General features: G+C 72.1%; 16 protein-coding genes. 9 read left to right on the top strand and 7 right to left on the bottom strand.

Annotated elements, in window-relative coordinates; all coding sequences use genetic code 11:
* The first annotated feature begins 194 nt into the window (after nt 1-194).
* Nucleotides 195-500: a hypothetical protein gene (locus ACZ3II_RS29505; RefSeq protein WP_465521285.1), complete on the top strand. Its 306-nt coding sequence runs from the start codon at nt 195-197 to the stop codon at nt 498-500.
* Nucleotides 501-504: 4 nt separating this feature from the next.
* On the opposite strand, the gene ACZ3II_RS29500 is transcribed toward ACZ3II_RS29505, so the two are convergent.
* Complete coding sequence (locus ACZ3II_RS29500; RefSeq protein WP_465521284.1) at nt 505-1,395, bottom strand: aminoglycoside phosphotransferase family protein; 891 nt, start codon at nt 1,393-1,395, stop codon at nt 505-507.
* Between the two features lie 62 nt (nt 1,396-1,457).
* On the opposite strand from ACZ3II_RS29500, the gene ACZ3II_RS29495 reads away from it, so the two are divergent.
* The 5 genes from ACZ3II_RS29495 (at nt 1,458) to ACZ3II_RS29475 (ending at nt 6,658) form a co-directional block, all read left to right on the top strand.
* The gene (locus ACZ3II_RS29495) at nt 1,458-2,033 is read left to right on the top strand and encodes a sugar O-acetyltransferase (protein ID WP_465521283.1); all 576 of its coding nucleotides are present in this window, start codon (nt 1,458-1,460) and stop codon (nt 2,031-2,033) included.
* Nucleotides 2,030-2,590 (top strand): TetR/AcrR family transcriptional regulator, encoded by a 561-nt coding sequence (locus tag ACZ3II_RS29490; protein WP_465521282.1) that lies wholly within the window; start codon nt 2,030-2,032, stop codon nt 2,588-2,590. The genes ACZ3II_RS29495 and ACZ3II_RS29490 overlap by 4 nt, the downstream gene beginning before the upstream one ends.
* A 22-nt stretch (nt 2,591-2,612) precedes the next feature.
* Nucleotides 2,613-3,809 carry an MFS transporter gene (locus tag ACZ3II_RS29485; RefSeq protein ID WP_465521281.1) on the top strand — a complete coding sequence of 399 codons (1,197 nt, stop codon included), beginning with the start codon at nt 2,613-2,615 and terminating at the stop codon, nt 3,807-3,809.
* A 185-nt stretch (nt 3,810-3,994) separates the two neighbouring features.
* On the top strand, nt 3,995-5,920 hold the full coding sequence (locus ACZ3II_RS29480; protein WP_465521280.1) for an endo-1,4-beta-xylanase: 1,926 nt from the start codon (nt 3,995-3,997) through the stop codon (nt 5,918-5,920).
* 153 nt (nt 5,921-6,073) lie between these two features.
* The gene (locus ACZ3II_RS29475; protein WP_465521279.1) at nt 6,074-6,658 is read left to right on the top strand and encodes a hypothetical protein; all 585 of its coding nucleotides are present in this window, start codon (nt 6,074-6,076) and stop codon (nt 6,656-6,658) included.
* Here the strand turns inward: ACZ3II_RS29475 and ACZ3II_RS29470 are convergent.
* The 4 genes from ACZ3II_RS29470 to ACZ3II_RS29455 all read right to left on the bottom strand — a co-directional run bounded on the left by ACZ3II_RS29470 (nt 6,628) and on the right by ACZ3II_RS29455 (nt 8,894).
* Nucleotides 6,628-6,942 (bottom strand): hypothetical protein, encoded by a 315-nt coding sequence (locus tag ACZ3II_RS29470; RefSeq protein WP_465521278.1) that lies wholly within the window; start codon nt 6,940-6,942, stop codon nt 6,628-6,630. The two genes, ACZ3II_RS29475 and ACZ3II_RS29470, sit on opposite strands and share 31 nt — an antisense overlap.
* 414 nt (nt 6,943-7,356) lie before the next feature.
* Entirely contained in the window at nt 7,357-7,950 is a 594-nt protein-coding gene (locus ACZ3II_RS29465) for a DinB family protein (RefSeq protein WP_465521306.1), read from the bottom strand.
* A 19-nt stretch (nt 7,951-7,969) separates the two neighbouring features.
* Entirely contained in the window at nt 7,970-8,329 is a 360-nt protein-coding gene (locus tag ACZ3II_RS29460) for a hypothetical protein (protein ID WP_465521277.1), read from the bottom strand.
* Entirely contained in the window at nt 8,316-8,894 is a 579-nt protein-coding gene (locus ACZ3II_RS29455; protein ID WP_465521276.1) for a TetR/AcrR family transcriptional regulator, read from the bottom strand. The genes ACZ3II_RS29460 and ACZ3II_RS29455 overlap by 14 nt, the downstream gene beginning before the upstream one ends.
* Nucleotides 8,895-8,957: 63 nt before the next feature.
* Here ACZ3II_RS29455 and ACZ3II_RS29450 point away from each other — a divergent pair, with 63 nt between their 5' ends.
* Nucleotides 8,958-9,866 carry a TIGR03564 family F420-dependent LLM class oxidoreductase gene (locus ACZ3II_RS29450; protein WP_465521274.1) on the top strand — a complete coding sequence of 303 codons (909 nt, stop codon included), beginning with the start codon at nt 8,958-8,960 and terminating at the stop codon, nt 9,864-9,866.
* A gap of 179 nt (nt 9,867-10,045) precedes the next feature.
* Here the strand turns inward: ACZ3II_RS29450 and ACZ3II_RS29445 are convergent, their stop codons facing one another.
* Entirely contained in the window at nt 10,046-10,489 is a 444-nt protein-coding gene (locus ACZ3II_RS29445; protein ID WP_465521272.1) for a GNAT family N-acetyltransferase, read from the bottom strand.
* Between the two features lie 35 nt (nt 10,490-10,524).
* On the opposite strand from ACZ3II_RS29445, the gene ACZ3II_RS29440 reads away from it, so the two are divergent.
* Together ACZ3II_RS29440 and ACZ3II_RS29435 are read left to right on the top strand one after the other, a co-directional pair.
* Nucleotides 10,525-11,034 (top strand): hypothetical protein, encoded by a 510-nt coding sequence (locus ACZ3II_RS29440; protein ID WP_465521270.1) that lies wholly within the window; start codon nt 10,525-10,527, stop codon nt 11,032-11,034.
* 60 nt (nt 11,035-11,094) lie between these two features.
* The gene (locus tag ACZ3II_RS29435) at nt 11,095-11,541 is read left to right on the top strand and encodes an SRPBCC family protein (RefSeq protein ID WP_465521268.1); all 447 of its coding nucleotides are present in this window, start codon (nt 11,095-11,097) and stop codon (nt 11,539-11,541) included.
* Between the two features lie 549 nt (nt 11,542-12,090).
* Here the strand turns inward: ACZ3II_RS29435 and ACZ3II_RS29430 are convergent.
* Nucleotides 12,091-12,765, bottom strand: coding sequence for a maleylpyruvate isomerase family mycothiol-dependent enzyme (locus tag ACZ3II_RS29430; protein WP_465521266.1), 675 nt, complete (start codon nt 12,763-12,765; stop codon nt 12,091-12,093).
* Nucleotides 12,766-12,768: the final 3 nt, after the last annotated feature.

The following is a 12,768-nucleotide window of genomic DNA, read 5'->3' as shown; positions in this document are numbered from 1 at the left end:
CCCGGCTCCCCACCCCCCCCACCCCGCCCGCCCCCGCGCCTCCCACCCGCCCCCAAACCCCCCTTTGATGTCGTCCGGTTGGTGGGCTGTGCTGTCTCCCCTGCCCCGAGACAGCACTGACGACCAGCCGGAGAAACCACTGCTGGCTCTCATGGCTGTCTCGCCTGCCCGGAGACAGCCATGAGGACCAGCCGGTGGCCCGGCCGCAGTGGCCGAAGTTCCCCGGCATCACCCGTGACGAGCTGGTGGAGGCCGCCCGGCGCATCATGCTCGGCCGCAGTCCGACGACCCGGACGCCGCTATGCCGGACGCCTCGTCCTCGTCTTCTCCACGCCGAACAGATCGTGGACGAGGCCCTCGCGTACCGCCCGATCGCCCTGCCAGAAGTGTTGAGTTCGGGCGCGCATGACGGCCGAACTCAACACTTCTGTTGGTTGTCGGCGAAGCCGTCCTTCAGGAAAGAAGTGCGGCTTCGCCGCACGACCTTTCAGGCATCCTAGGATTCTAGGCAAGGAGGTTGGTGACGCGGGCGCGGCACTCGGCGACAAACGCCGGGAACGTCGACCAGTAGTAGGCGATCCCGGACACCGCCACCGCGACGGCCCAGGCCCGCGCCCGGCCCCAGGTCACTTCATCGAGATCAAGGGCTTTGCGGTACGCATCCCGCGCCCCCGACGGCACATCCCAGATCGTCGCGTGCTCCGCGTCCGGCAACCCGACCGACAGCGCCCCGAAGTCGATCACCGCCGCCAGCCGCCCGTCCGCGACGAGGAGGTTCGTCGGCTTGAGGTCCCCGTGCAGCCACACGTGCGGCCGCTGCGGCGACGGCAGCGCGAGCCCGGCCCGCCAGATCTCCTCGAGGGCGTCCACCTGCGCGTCCCCGATCAGCGGCCGGCACACGGCCAGGTCCCGGGTGACCCAGTCGTCGCAGGGCTGCAGTTCCCCGCCCCGGTACCAGCTCAGATCCCCGTCCCGCCGCGCTCCCCCGAGTTCCAGAGCGTGCAGTTCACTGACGAACCCGGCCAGATCCGACCCGAACGACGCCCAGTCCTCCACCGTCAGCGGTCCCGACTCGTCACCGTCGATCCACGCGAACACGGCCCAGTCCGCCGGATAGGAGCCGGCCGGGCGTCCGTCGTACACCGGCGCGGGAATCCGCAACGGCAAGCCGGCCGCGAGGCGCGGCAGCCACCGCACCTCCTTGCGCAGCGCGCCGGCTTTCCCCGTCGTGCGCGGGAGCCGGACGAGTAGCGTCTCCCCGAGGCGGTACATGGTGTTCTCGGTGCCCGCCCCGGCCGGTGTCAGCGGGAGCCCGGCCCATTGCGGGCACTGCTGTTCGAGCAGCCGGCGGACCCCGGCCTCGCCGATCGTGATCTCTCCCTCGTGCAGCGTCATGCCGGAATGCTGCCAGCCCGTTGCTGTGTACGCGAGTACATTACATGTGTACGCTCGTACGCATGAGCACCGACACCCGCACCATGCGCGACCGCATGCTCGCCGGCGACCTCTACATCGCCGACGACCCCGAGCTCGGCGAGGCCATGCTCCGCGCCCAGGAGCTCGCCGACGCCTACAACGCGACGTCCCCCCGCAACCCCGCCGAACGCCGCCGCCTCCTCGAGGAGCTGCTCGGCGGGATCGGCGAGGGCGTCGACATCCGGCCCCCGTTCCGCGTCGACTACGGCAGCCACATCACGATCGGGCCCCGCACGTTCGCCAACTACGGCCTGATCGCCCTCGACGTCGCCCCGATCACCATCGGCGCCGACGTGCAGATCGGCACCAACGTGCAACTGCTGACCCCGACCCACCCGATCGAGCCCGGCCCGCGCCGCGACAAGTGGGAGGCCGCGAAACCCATCGTCATCGGCGACAACGTGTGGCTCGGCTCCGGCGCGATCGTCCTGCCCGGCATCACCATCGGCGACAACACCGTCGTCGGCGCGGGCGCCGTCGTCACCAGGGACCTGCCGGCGAACGTGGTGGCCGTCGGCAATCCCGCGCGCGTGGTCCGTACCATCACCGAACCATGACCGGCACCGCGCCCGCCCGGCGGACCAGGCGGCACGATCCGCACCGGCGCGACCGGCTGATCGACGCCGCCCTCACCGTCATCGCCGAGCGCGGCGTCGCCGGAACCACCCACCGCGAGATCGCCCGCGCCGCCGACGTGCCGCTCGGGTCGATGACGTACCACTTCGCCGGTCTCGACGACATCCTCGCCGAGGCGTTCACCCGGCACACCGAATCCATCGCCGGCGTCTTCGACGAGCGTCTCGGCGCCGCCCTCACCCGCGACGAGGCCGTCGAAGCCGTCGTCACCCTGGTCGCCGACGACCTGCTCAGCCCCGGCCACGACCTGGTCCTGACCGTCGAGCTGTACGTCGCCGCCGCCCGCAACCCGCGCCTGAAAGCCGTCACCCAGGCCTGGATGCAGCGCAGCCGCGACGCCCTCGAGCGGCACTTCGACCCGACGACCGCCCGCGAGGTCGACGCCCTGATCGAGGGCCTGACCCTGCACAGCGCCCTGTCCACCGACCCGATGACCCCGGCACAGATCCGGCACGCCATCGAGCGCTACCTGCGCTGAGAAGCCCTTCCGGAGATCCTTCGTGTCCCGCTCCACCACGGCCGCGCCGCCCGCCCGCCGGGCCCGCGCCGCCGTCGCCGCCCTCTTCCTCACCAACGGCGCCGTCTTCTTCAACGTCGTCCCCCGCTACCCGCAGATCAAGGCCGACCTGGGCCTCAGCAACGTCGCCCTGGGCGCCGCGATCGCCGCGTTCCCGGTCGGCGCCCTGCTGGCCGGCCTGTTCGCCGGAGCGGTGATCCGCCGCTACCGGTCGGCCCGGGTCGGCGCGTTCGGTGTCGTCCTGACCACCGCCGCCACCCTGACCCTGCCGTTCGCCCCGGACGTCACCGCCCTCGCGGCCGCGTTCTTCCTCGTCGGCGCCCTCGACTCGGTCATCGACGTCGCCCAGAACACGCACGGCCTGCGGGTCCAGCGCCTGTACGGCAGATCGATCGTCAACTCCCTGCACGGCGTCTGGAGCATCGGCGCGGTCCTCGGCGGCCTGATGGGCTCCGCCGCCGCCGGCCTGAACCTGCCCCTCACCCTCCACCTGACCGTCTCCGCCGTCCTGTTCAGCACGGTGGCCCTGGTCGCCTACCACTTCATGCTCCCCGGCGACGACGTCCCGGACGTTCCTGCGCGGCCCGTCGCCGATGCTCCGGCCCGTTCCGGGCACGCCACCGCCGTACGGCTCCTCGCCGTTCTCGGTGTCCTCGCCGCCTGCGGCGCTCTCGTCGAGGACGCCGGCGCCTCCTGGGGCGCCATCTTCCTCACCGGCGAGCTGCACACCGGCGCCGCCACCGCCGGGCTCGCCGTGGTGGCCCTGCAGACCGCCATGACCATCGGCCGGCTCATCGGGGACCGCGTCGTGGACCGGTTCGGCCAGCGCACCGTGGTCCGCGCCGGCGCCGCCCTCGGCACTCTCGGCATGGCCGCCGCCCTGGCGTTCCCCTCCGTGCCGACCGCCCTCGGCGGGTTCGCCCTGGCCGGCCTCGGGGTGGCGACGCTGGTTCCGGCCGCCATGCACACCGCCGACGAACTGCCCGGCCTGCGCCCCGGCACCGGCCTGACCGTGGTGAGCTGGCTGCTCCGGGGCGGTTTCCTGCTGTCCCCGCTGCTGGTCGGATACCTGGCCGACCAGCACGGATTGCGCGTCGGCCTGCTGACCGTCGTCGCCGCCGGCGTGATCACCTTCGTCCTGGCCCGTTCCCTGGTCAACCGCACCACACCCACCGCCTGACCGCGCTTCCAGAAGACCCGGCCGGCACCGCAGTGGGAAGCGGTGCCGGCACACCCCCTAGAGCTTCCTAGGAACCTAGATGCCTGGCCGACGCCGCAGGCGCCGTCGGTGCACGATTGTAATGGGAGCGCTCCCATGCAACGATGTCGCTCTATCCCCACACTCTCCCCCGAAGGAGCCCGCGGATGCGCGCTCTCCCCCGCCTGCTGGCCGCCCTGATGGTCGCGGTCCCGGTCGCCGCCGCCGCAGCGATCGCGAACGCCGCCGAAGACCCCACCCCGATCACCGTCCTGACCAGCGACTTCGAGGACGGCACCGCGCAGGGCTGGGCCGGCCGGTCCGCCGAGACCGTCGCGCCCAGCACGGCAGCCGCGCACGGCGGCGCCGGCAGCCTGCTCGTCACCGGCCGGACCGCGACGTGGCAGGGTCCCTCGCTCGACGTGCTGGACACGTTCGAGAAGGGCACCGCCTACACGATCTCCGCCTGGGTACGCATGGAGTCCGGCTCCGACAACGCCCGCCTCAGCGTGGAACGGCGTTCCGGCGGGGTCGCCGCCTACGACCAGGTGGTCGGCAACACCGCCGTGACCAGCGATTCCTGGGTCAACCTGACCGGCCGGTACACGCTGGCCTCCGACGTCGACTTCCTCCGCGTGTACGTGGAGACCGCCTCCACGACCGGTTCCCTCTACCTGGACGACGTGACCGCGAGCTACGTGCCGGCGCTGCCGATCCAGACGACCATCCCGTCGGTGAAGGACGTGGTGACCGAGTTCCCGGTCGGCGCGGCGATCACCGGCGCGGAGATCATCGGCGAGCACGGCCAGTTGCTCACCAAGCACTTCGGTTCGGTCACGCCGGGCAACGCGCTGAAGTGGGACGCCACCGAACCCACGGAGAACACGTTCACCTACGCGCAGGCGGATCCGCTTCTCGCGTACGCCAAAGCTCATGGTCTCGCCGTTCGCGGCCACACCCTGGTGTGGCACAACCAGACGCCGGCCTGGGTCTTCACCGGCGCCGACGGGCAGCCGATGACCGCCACGGCCGACGACAAGGCGCTGCTGCTGGCGCGCCTGGAGAACCACATCCGCAACGTCGCCGCCCATTACGGCGCCGACATCGGCGTGTGGGACGTGGTCAACGAGGTGATCGACGAGAGTCAGTCCGACGGTTTGCGCCGCAGCACCTGGTACACGGTGACCGGCCTGGACTACATCCGTACCGCGTTCCGGGTGGCGCGGGAGGTGGCGCCGCACGCGAAGCTGTTCATCAACGACTACAACACCAACGTGCCGGCCAAGCGGGACCACCTGTTCAACCTGATCCGGCAGCTGCGCGCGGAGGGCGTGCCGATCGACGGCGTCGGGCACCAGGTGCACATCAACATCAACTGGCCGGCGATCGCGGAGTCCCGGGCGATGCTGGCGAAGTTCACGCCGCTCGGCATCGAGCAGCAGATCACCGAGATGGACGTGAGCATCTACAGCAGCGACAGCGAGAGCTTCCCGGCCCCGCCGGCGGACCGGCTGCTCAAGCAGGCGTATGTCTACCGCGACATGTTCGCCCTGTTCCGCGAATACTCCGACGAGATCACCTCGGTGACGCTGTGGGGCCTGGCCGACGACAACACCTGGCTGGACACGTTCCCGGTGACCCGCAAGGACGCGCCGCTGTTGTTCGACACGCGGTTGCAGGCGAAATCGGCGTACTGGGGCGTCGTCGACCCCAGCAGGATCACCGACCCGACCGGCTCACCGTCGGCGAGCGTCAGCACCCCGGTCGAGACGGCGTCGTGCGTGGTCGCCTACCGGGTCACCGGCAGCTGGCCGGGCGGTTTCCAGGGCGAGATCAAGATCAAGAACTCTGGCGGTACGGCGTTGAGCTCCTGGAAGCTCGCCTGGCAGTTCACCGGCGGCCAGCAGGTCAGCCAGTTGTGGGGCGGCGCCCACAGCCAGTCCGGTACGGCGGTGACCGTCACCAACGCCACCTGGAACGGCACGATCGCCGCGGGCGGCTCGACGTCGGTCGGCTTTCTCGGCAGCTGGACGGGCAGCAACCCGGTCCCGGCCGCGTTCACCCTGAACAGCACCCCCTGCACCGTCTCCTGACCCGGAATCCGGGGGTCGCCGCGCACTCCGGCGGCCCCTGATCCGGCATGATCACCGCATGCCAGGTCAGCTTCAGCCCGGTCTTCCTCGGCTTCGGCACGCCTCTCTCCTTCAAAACCCGTGGCACGCCACCCGCCCACCCCGGCGCCTGAGATGAGCAGCTACCACACGTACCTGCGGCAGGCCCGCGACCCGCATCTCCCGGACCGCCGGCGGCTGTGGGCGGCCCGGGAGTGCACCCGCCACTTCGCCCCGTACGGTTTCCGCGCCACCTGGCACCACCTCGTCACCAGCGCGCACGTGCCCGAGCCGGGCTCCGCGGCCCGCGCGGCCGACGAACTCGACGAGGCCCGCCGTCTGTGGCACGACCGGCTCGCACTGGCGACAGCATGCCGTCGCCTCGCCAAGGCCGCCGGTCGCCGTCCCGTCCCGCGCACCGGCACCGACGCGTGGATCTGGGCGCCCGGCCCGCCCGCCTACTGCCCGGACTTCACGATCCACCCGCGGGAACGGCTGACCGTGGTCCTCTCCCGGCTGATCACGGCGTACGACGCGGGCGGTTTCGCCGGTCCGGCATGCCCGGTGTGCTCCGCGCCCCGCACGTCGCCCGCATGCCCGCGCTGCGGCGTCGACCCGCTCGCCGAAGCCGTGTACGAGCCCTTCGGCGCCACCGTCCGCTGGCGCATCTTCCTCACCACGACGTGGCCTCACCGGAGCGATCCGGGTACGCCCTCGTGAACCGGAGCCTTCGCTTCCGGGCGGGCGGCGCGCCGCAGGGCCGCCTGGACCCGGCGGTTGCTGGTCATCGTCGACGTGACCGCGGTCATCGTGAGAAGCAGGCCGGCGCGATCCAGGCAGGCGCCCGACCGCCGGTAGAAATACGCCTGCTGGACGGCCGTCGTCGTGAACGCGATCGCCGCCAGCCCCGCGCCCGCGATCTGCCAGGCCGGGTCACCGCCCGCGGCCCGCAGCACCACCTGCGCCGCGAACAGTCCTGCTGCGATGCCGAACCCGGCCCCCACCCGAGCCGCCGCAGCCGGGTCGCCTCGGCCACCGCGAGTTCCCGCTCGCCGGGCGGCAGTTCGGCGCCCGTGCGGATGGCCCGGCCGACCCGGGCCCGCACCCGCCGGGAGGCGCCCCACAACGGCGACACCACCACTCCGGTACGCCGTTTCAGCAGCCAGAACACCAGCACCGCCGCAATCGCCGTACCCACCAGGACAGCACCCGTGACGACGGCGACGAGCCCTGCGGACGCCTTCCCCGGCGAGCCGGCCAGGAACCCGGCGAGGACAGCGAGGGCTCCCGGCCCCAGGACCAGAGCCACCATGATCCACATCCGCCGCCGGGCCCGCCGGCGCATGCCGGAACCGTCGTCCACACCGGACCGCTGCCCGCCGTACCCACAACCCGAACCGGAACCCGTGCCGAGCCGGTCAGGGCATCGCCTCGACTGCGCCATGGGGAACGGACAGACCCGCAGCCCGCTCGATCTTCGCGCGGTGTGCCGCCCGGGCCGCCGTGTCGATCTCCGGCTCGTACTCAGCCCTCAGCCCGGTGCGGCCGTCGAGCCGCTCCCGCAGGATGTCAGCGTGGCCGGCATGCCGGGTGGTCTCCTGCAGGACGTGGATCATGACGCCGAACAGCGTGACATCGGGCCGCGGCCACCACGGCACGTGTCCCGGCGCGCCGAGAGGAAGCTCTCGGATCGTCGCGTCCGCATGTTGGCCGGCACGCCGGTAGAAGCCGATGATCTGCTGGCGTGTCTCGTCCGGGGTCACCCACAGGTCGCTGCCGTCCGCGTCCTTCCACCGCCCGAGCGGCTCCGGGGACGGGCGGCCGAAGACCTCACCGAAATACCAGGCCTCAACGGTCGCCACATGCTTCACCAGGCCGAGGAGGTTGGTTCCCGTCGCTGTCAGGGGACGCCGGATGTCGTACTCGGACAACCCGTCCAGCTTCCAGACCAGCGTCTCCCGGATCGTCGTGAGCCGGCCGTGCAGGAGGTCCTTCGCGACATCATCGATCACGGCGACGAGCATGCCAGGGTCAGGTCCGGCACGTGAAGAGGAGCGGAGCGATTCCACAGCAGGAGATGAAGAGGGAGAAGGTGATCGCGACCGTCGTACGGAGGGCCGCTCCGGCCCGGCCCTCCTGGCCGGACCCGAGAGCCTGCTCCACGATGACGGCCGTGAGCCACACGAACACGAGGGCCGGTAGATAGAAGTCCCAGTCGGAGTTCCGGAAAGCGCTGAAATCACCGTTGCCGCCGGCGATGTACTGGGGACATTCCTTCAGCTCGGTGGCCGGATCGAGGACCACGAGCAGGACGCCCAGGATCAGGCCGCCGACGCCGAACGACCACAGGCCACGTAACGCCGACGGACGTGACTGATCATCTCGTTCCACGGGCGCCACGATACAAAGGCCCGGTGTAGCCGGTGGCGAGGAGATCGAGCAGCCGGTCGAGGCGGCCCGGGTCGGCGGGCATCCGCTCGCTCGCCCAGGCCAGGGCGTTGACGGCGGTCAGCAGGTCGTCCACGGCGACCGCGACGGGGTTGCCGGTGCGGTGCAGGAGCGCTGCTCCGACCGTACGGATGGAATCATGGCAGCCGGCCAGAGCCGCATCGCCTGCCGCGACCAGCAGCTCGGTGGCCACCAGCCCGCGCATCGCCGTCGCGTGCGCCGCCACCTGCCGCAGCCAGAGCCGCAGCGCGGCGTCCGGCGAGGGGTCGTCGAGCAGCGCGTTCCCGGCGGCGCAGAGGGCGGCCACGTCCTCGGCGATGATCGCCACGAGCAGCGCCTGCGCGGTCGGGAAGTGCCGGTAGAGCGTGCCGGGACCGACCCCCGCCCGCTGCGCGATCTTGTTGAGGGAGGCGGCCGCGCCGTGGGCCGTGAACTCGGTGCGGGCCGCGGCCAGCACCCGGTCCCGGTTCTGCTGGGCGTCACTGCGCACGTAACCTCCCGTTGCCATCTGGAGAACCTCTCCGTATATTACCGAACGTCAAACGGAGAACCTCTCCAGATGGGGTGGAGCATGCGGATCAGCATCATGATCGGTGAGGTGGACGGCCCGGTCACCGCCGCCGAACTGGCCGGGCAGGTCTACGCCGCGGACGGCGCGGCAGGGCTGTGGTCGGCGCAGGCGCTCGGCTGGGACGCGCTCACCGCGCTCACCGTCGCCGGCACGCACGCGCCGGACATGCCGCTCGGCACGGCCGTGGTCCCGGTGCGGCAACGTCATCCGCTCACCCTCGCCAGCCAGGCGCTGAGCGTGCAGGCCGCCACCGGCAACCGCCTCACCCTCGGCATCGGCGCGGGCATCGGCGCGATGGTCGGCGGCATGTTCGGCCTGCCCACCAGCGCACCGGTCCGTTTCCTGCGCGAGTACCTCGCGGTGTTGCTGCCGCTGCTGCGCGGCGAGGCGGTCGCGCGTTCCGGCGATCTCCTGACCCTTTCCGGTACGGTCCACCTCCCCGGAACCCTTCCACCCCCGGTCCTGCTGGCCGCTCTCGGCCCGGCGATGCTGCGCCTGGCCGGCTCGTCCACCGACGGCGCCGTCACCTGGATGGCCGGCCCCCGTACCCTCGCCTCGCACGTCGTCCCGCTGGTCACCGCGGCGGTCCGGGACGCCGGCCGGCCCGCGCCCCGGATCGTCGCCGCCCTGCCGGTGTGCGTCACCGGCGACGAGGCCGGCGCGCGGGCGGACATCGCGCGGCGGTTCGGCATGGCCGGTCAGGTCCCGGAGTACCGGGCGGTGCTGGACCGGGAGGGCGCGCCCGGCCCCGCCGACGTGGCGCTCACCGGCGACGAGGACACGGTCACCCGGGCGATCGGCCGCCTCGGGACGACCGGGATCACCGAGTTCGTCGCCGCTCCGGTGGGGGACGCGGCCGCCCGCGGCAGAACCCTGGAGCTGCTACGTCACCTGCGCCGACAGCGGTAGGCCAGGACACCGAAGCAGACGATCCCGAGCCCGGTGAACGCGTGATGCCACAGCGGCCGGCCGCCACGCTCACCACCAGCGCGGCCACCATGAGCAGGAGGCCCACGACCTGGGGCGCGTGCCGGGGCTCCCCGTCGGCGTAGGCGAACACGGCCACCGCGGCGAGGACGGTCCGCCCTTTAGCCAAGGCCGTGCCGGTAGGTGTACACGATGAATCCGTGGTGGTCGGCGACCGTGTCGTACAGCGCCCGCGCAGCGGTGTTGTCCTGCTCGGTGTTCCAGTAGAGCCGCGGGAACCCGTGCTCGGCGCCGTCACGCGCCACCCAGGCGAGGACGTCGGTGGCGATGCCGCGCCGCCGGGCTTGCGGAGCCACGAACAGGTCGGCGAGGAAGCAGCGACCGCCGGACCACAGGCCGGCGTGGAAGTAGTAGTGGGCGATCCCCACCATCCGGCCGTCGAGCCGTGCCCCGGCCCCGCGGATCTCGTCCCGGGCGACCAGCCGCTGCCAGGTCCGCTCGTACAGCTCGTCGCTGGTCACCGTCCCGAAGTGCTCGTTGAAACGGCGGGCGAGCGGCTCCCACTCGGCCCGATCGGTCGCGGTCAGCAAGCTGATCTCCACCACACCGTCCATGGTGCGCCACCGCTACGGTAGTGGGGATGGGGAACATCTTCAGCGCCGACGGTTCGACCGGGCCACGAGATCTGGATCTGACCAACGGCGGCACCGACGTGTTCTACGACGTGCTCACCCTGGCCGGCTGCGCGATCGCGGAGACGCCGTGGGAACGCAACCTGGTGGTGCGCTTCGCGGACGGGCACCGGTGGGGCCGCGGATGCGACGGCTTCGACCTCGGGGAACTGCCGTGGACCAGCGACTGGCCGGCGGAGAAGGCCTTCCTCGACCGGTTGATCGCGCTCGCGTCGGCCCGTCACGGCTGGGACCGGCTGACGTACGATCCCCCGCGCGCCCCGCAGTACCTGGCCAGGTTCCGGGCGATGGTCGCCGGTTTCACCCCGTCCCCGGTGCCGGAGCCGGCGTGGGGTGACTGGCGGGTGCCCCCGGCCGCCGAGCTGACCGCCCGCTGCCCGATCCACGACCTGTTCGCGGGGGAGGCCGGCTGCCGCTTGTGCGACACCTACATCCAGCCGTTGCCGCCGCCCGGCTGACGCGGCCGGTCCCCGGGAAGGGCTATGGACGGCCCTGGGTGGGTGTGCTCCGATGAGGGGATGCGGTTCGACGTCGACACGACGGCCTCGCCGGAGCAGGTGTTCCGGGCCTTCACGGCGTTCGGCGACGAGCGGGCACGCATCTGGAGCCGCACGCTCGATCCGGAGAAGTACGAGCTGCGCGACCGCGGCGAGACGTGGGCGGTGGCCCGGGAGAGCACGCCCGGCTCACCGTTCTGGGTGACGTCCCGCTACGACTGGTCCGACCCGGCGGTGATCCGCTGGACCGTCGTGGAGAGCAGTTACGGTGGCGGCGGCGACGGGTTCGTGCAGATCATGCCGGGCCCCGCCGGGGGCAGCCATCTGCACGTCGAGTGGACCAACACCGGCGCACGCGTACGGTGGAGGCCGTTGCTCTTCCTGCTGCACCTGCGCCCCATGAACCGGCTCCTGGCCCGGATGTACACCACCACCCTCGACCGCTACGCCGGCACCGATCGCCACTGACAGGGTTTCCGGGCACCATGTGCCGATGGCCGGTACCGCAGCCCTGCTGACCGTCTACGACGCGGGTGACCTCCCCGCGCTGCGCACCCGGCTGATCGAGCGGGCGGCGCGGATGCTGCGCGCCCGGGAACCGATCACCCTGCGTACGCTCGTCGCCGGAACCGGCATGTCGACCATGGCCGTCCACACCCACTTCGGCGGCATGGACGGCCTGTGGCGCGCCGTCCGCCAGGAGGGTTTCCGCCGTCTCGCCACCGAACTGGCCACCGTCCCGCGGACCGACGACCCGGTCCGTGACCTGGCCGCGCTCGGTGCCGCGTACCTGTCGAACGCGCTGGCCTCCCCCGACCTCTACCGGGTCATGCTCGACGCCGGGTTCGGCCTCGAGGACCCGGCCGCCGCCGACGAGACCCTGCAGAGCCTGGTCCACGGCGCCGACCGCGCAAAGCAGGCCGGCCGCTCTGCGGCGACACCCCCGCCCTCTGCCGAACCTCCGTCGAACAGGGCTGGCGGATCCGACTGCCCCGCCCCTGACACCCATGCCGGCCCTCAGGGGACCAGCGGACGGGCGAGCACCTGCTCCGCAGCGTCCCGATCGCCGGCGAGCCGCTCCCAGGGCCAGGCGACCCGGCCCCACAGCGCGAGCATCAGCTCCTGCGCCGTACCGCTGATCGTGGCGACCGCCTCCCCCGGCCCGAGCACCCACGCCGCCGCGGTGTCGGTGGCGTGCAACCGCACCGCCGCCTCGGGCGCCTCGGCCCGGCCGAGCCTGATCTGCCGGGGCAGGAACATCTCGATCACCTCGGCGACGCCGTCGGCGCACAGCAGCGGGTCGAGGTCGCCGGCCCGGCCCAGGGCGTGTTCGGCGTCCCAGCGGTGCACCACCGTCTCCAGGCAGCGCCGCCGACGCCAGAACCCGACGGTGCGCGGCGGAGCGAACGTCCACGCCCCGGCCTCCGGATCCCGGGCGAGCGCGTCCGTCAGCGTCCGGGCGCTCCGCGCGAACCAGGCGGCGAGATCCGCCGGCGGTGGCTGCTCCTGATAGCGGCCGTGGCCGTCGGTGATCGCCGTCGCGGCCCAGAGGTTCCCCTGGCCGAGATGCACGACGAGGTCCCGCAGCGTCCAGTCGCCACAGTGCTCCACGGGGGCGGTCAGATCGCCGTCCAGACAGTCCTGGAAGGCGGCGAACTCGTTGTCCAGCAGGGTCAGATAGTCGATGGTCACGGC

The sequence above is a fragment of the Actinoplanes sp. NPDC019969 genome, from assembly GCF_055562375.1.
This window is presented reverse-complemented; position numbering and strand designations above follow the sequence as displayed.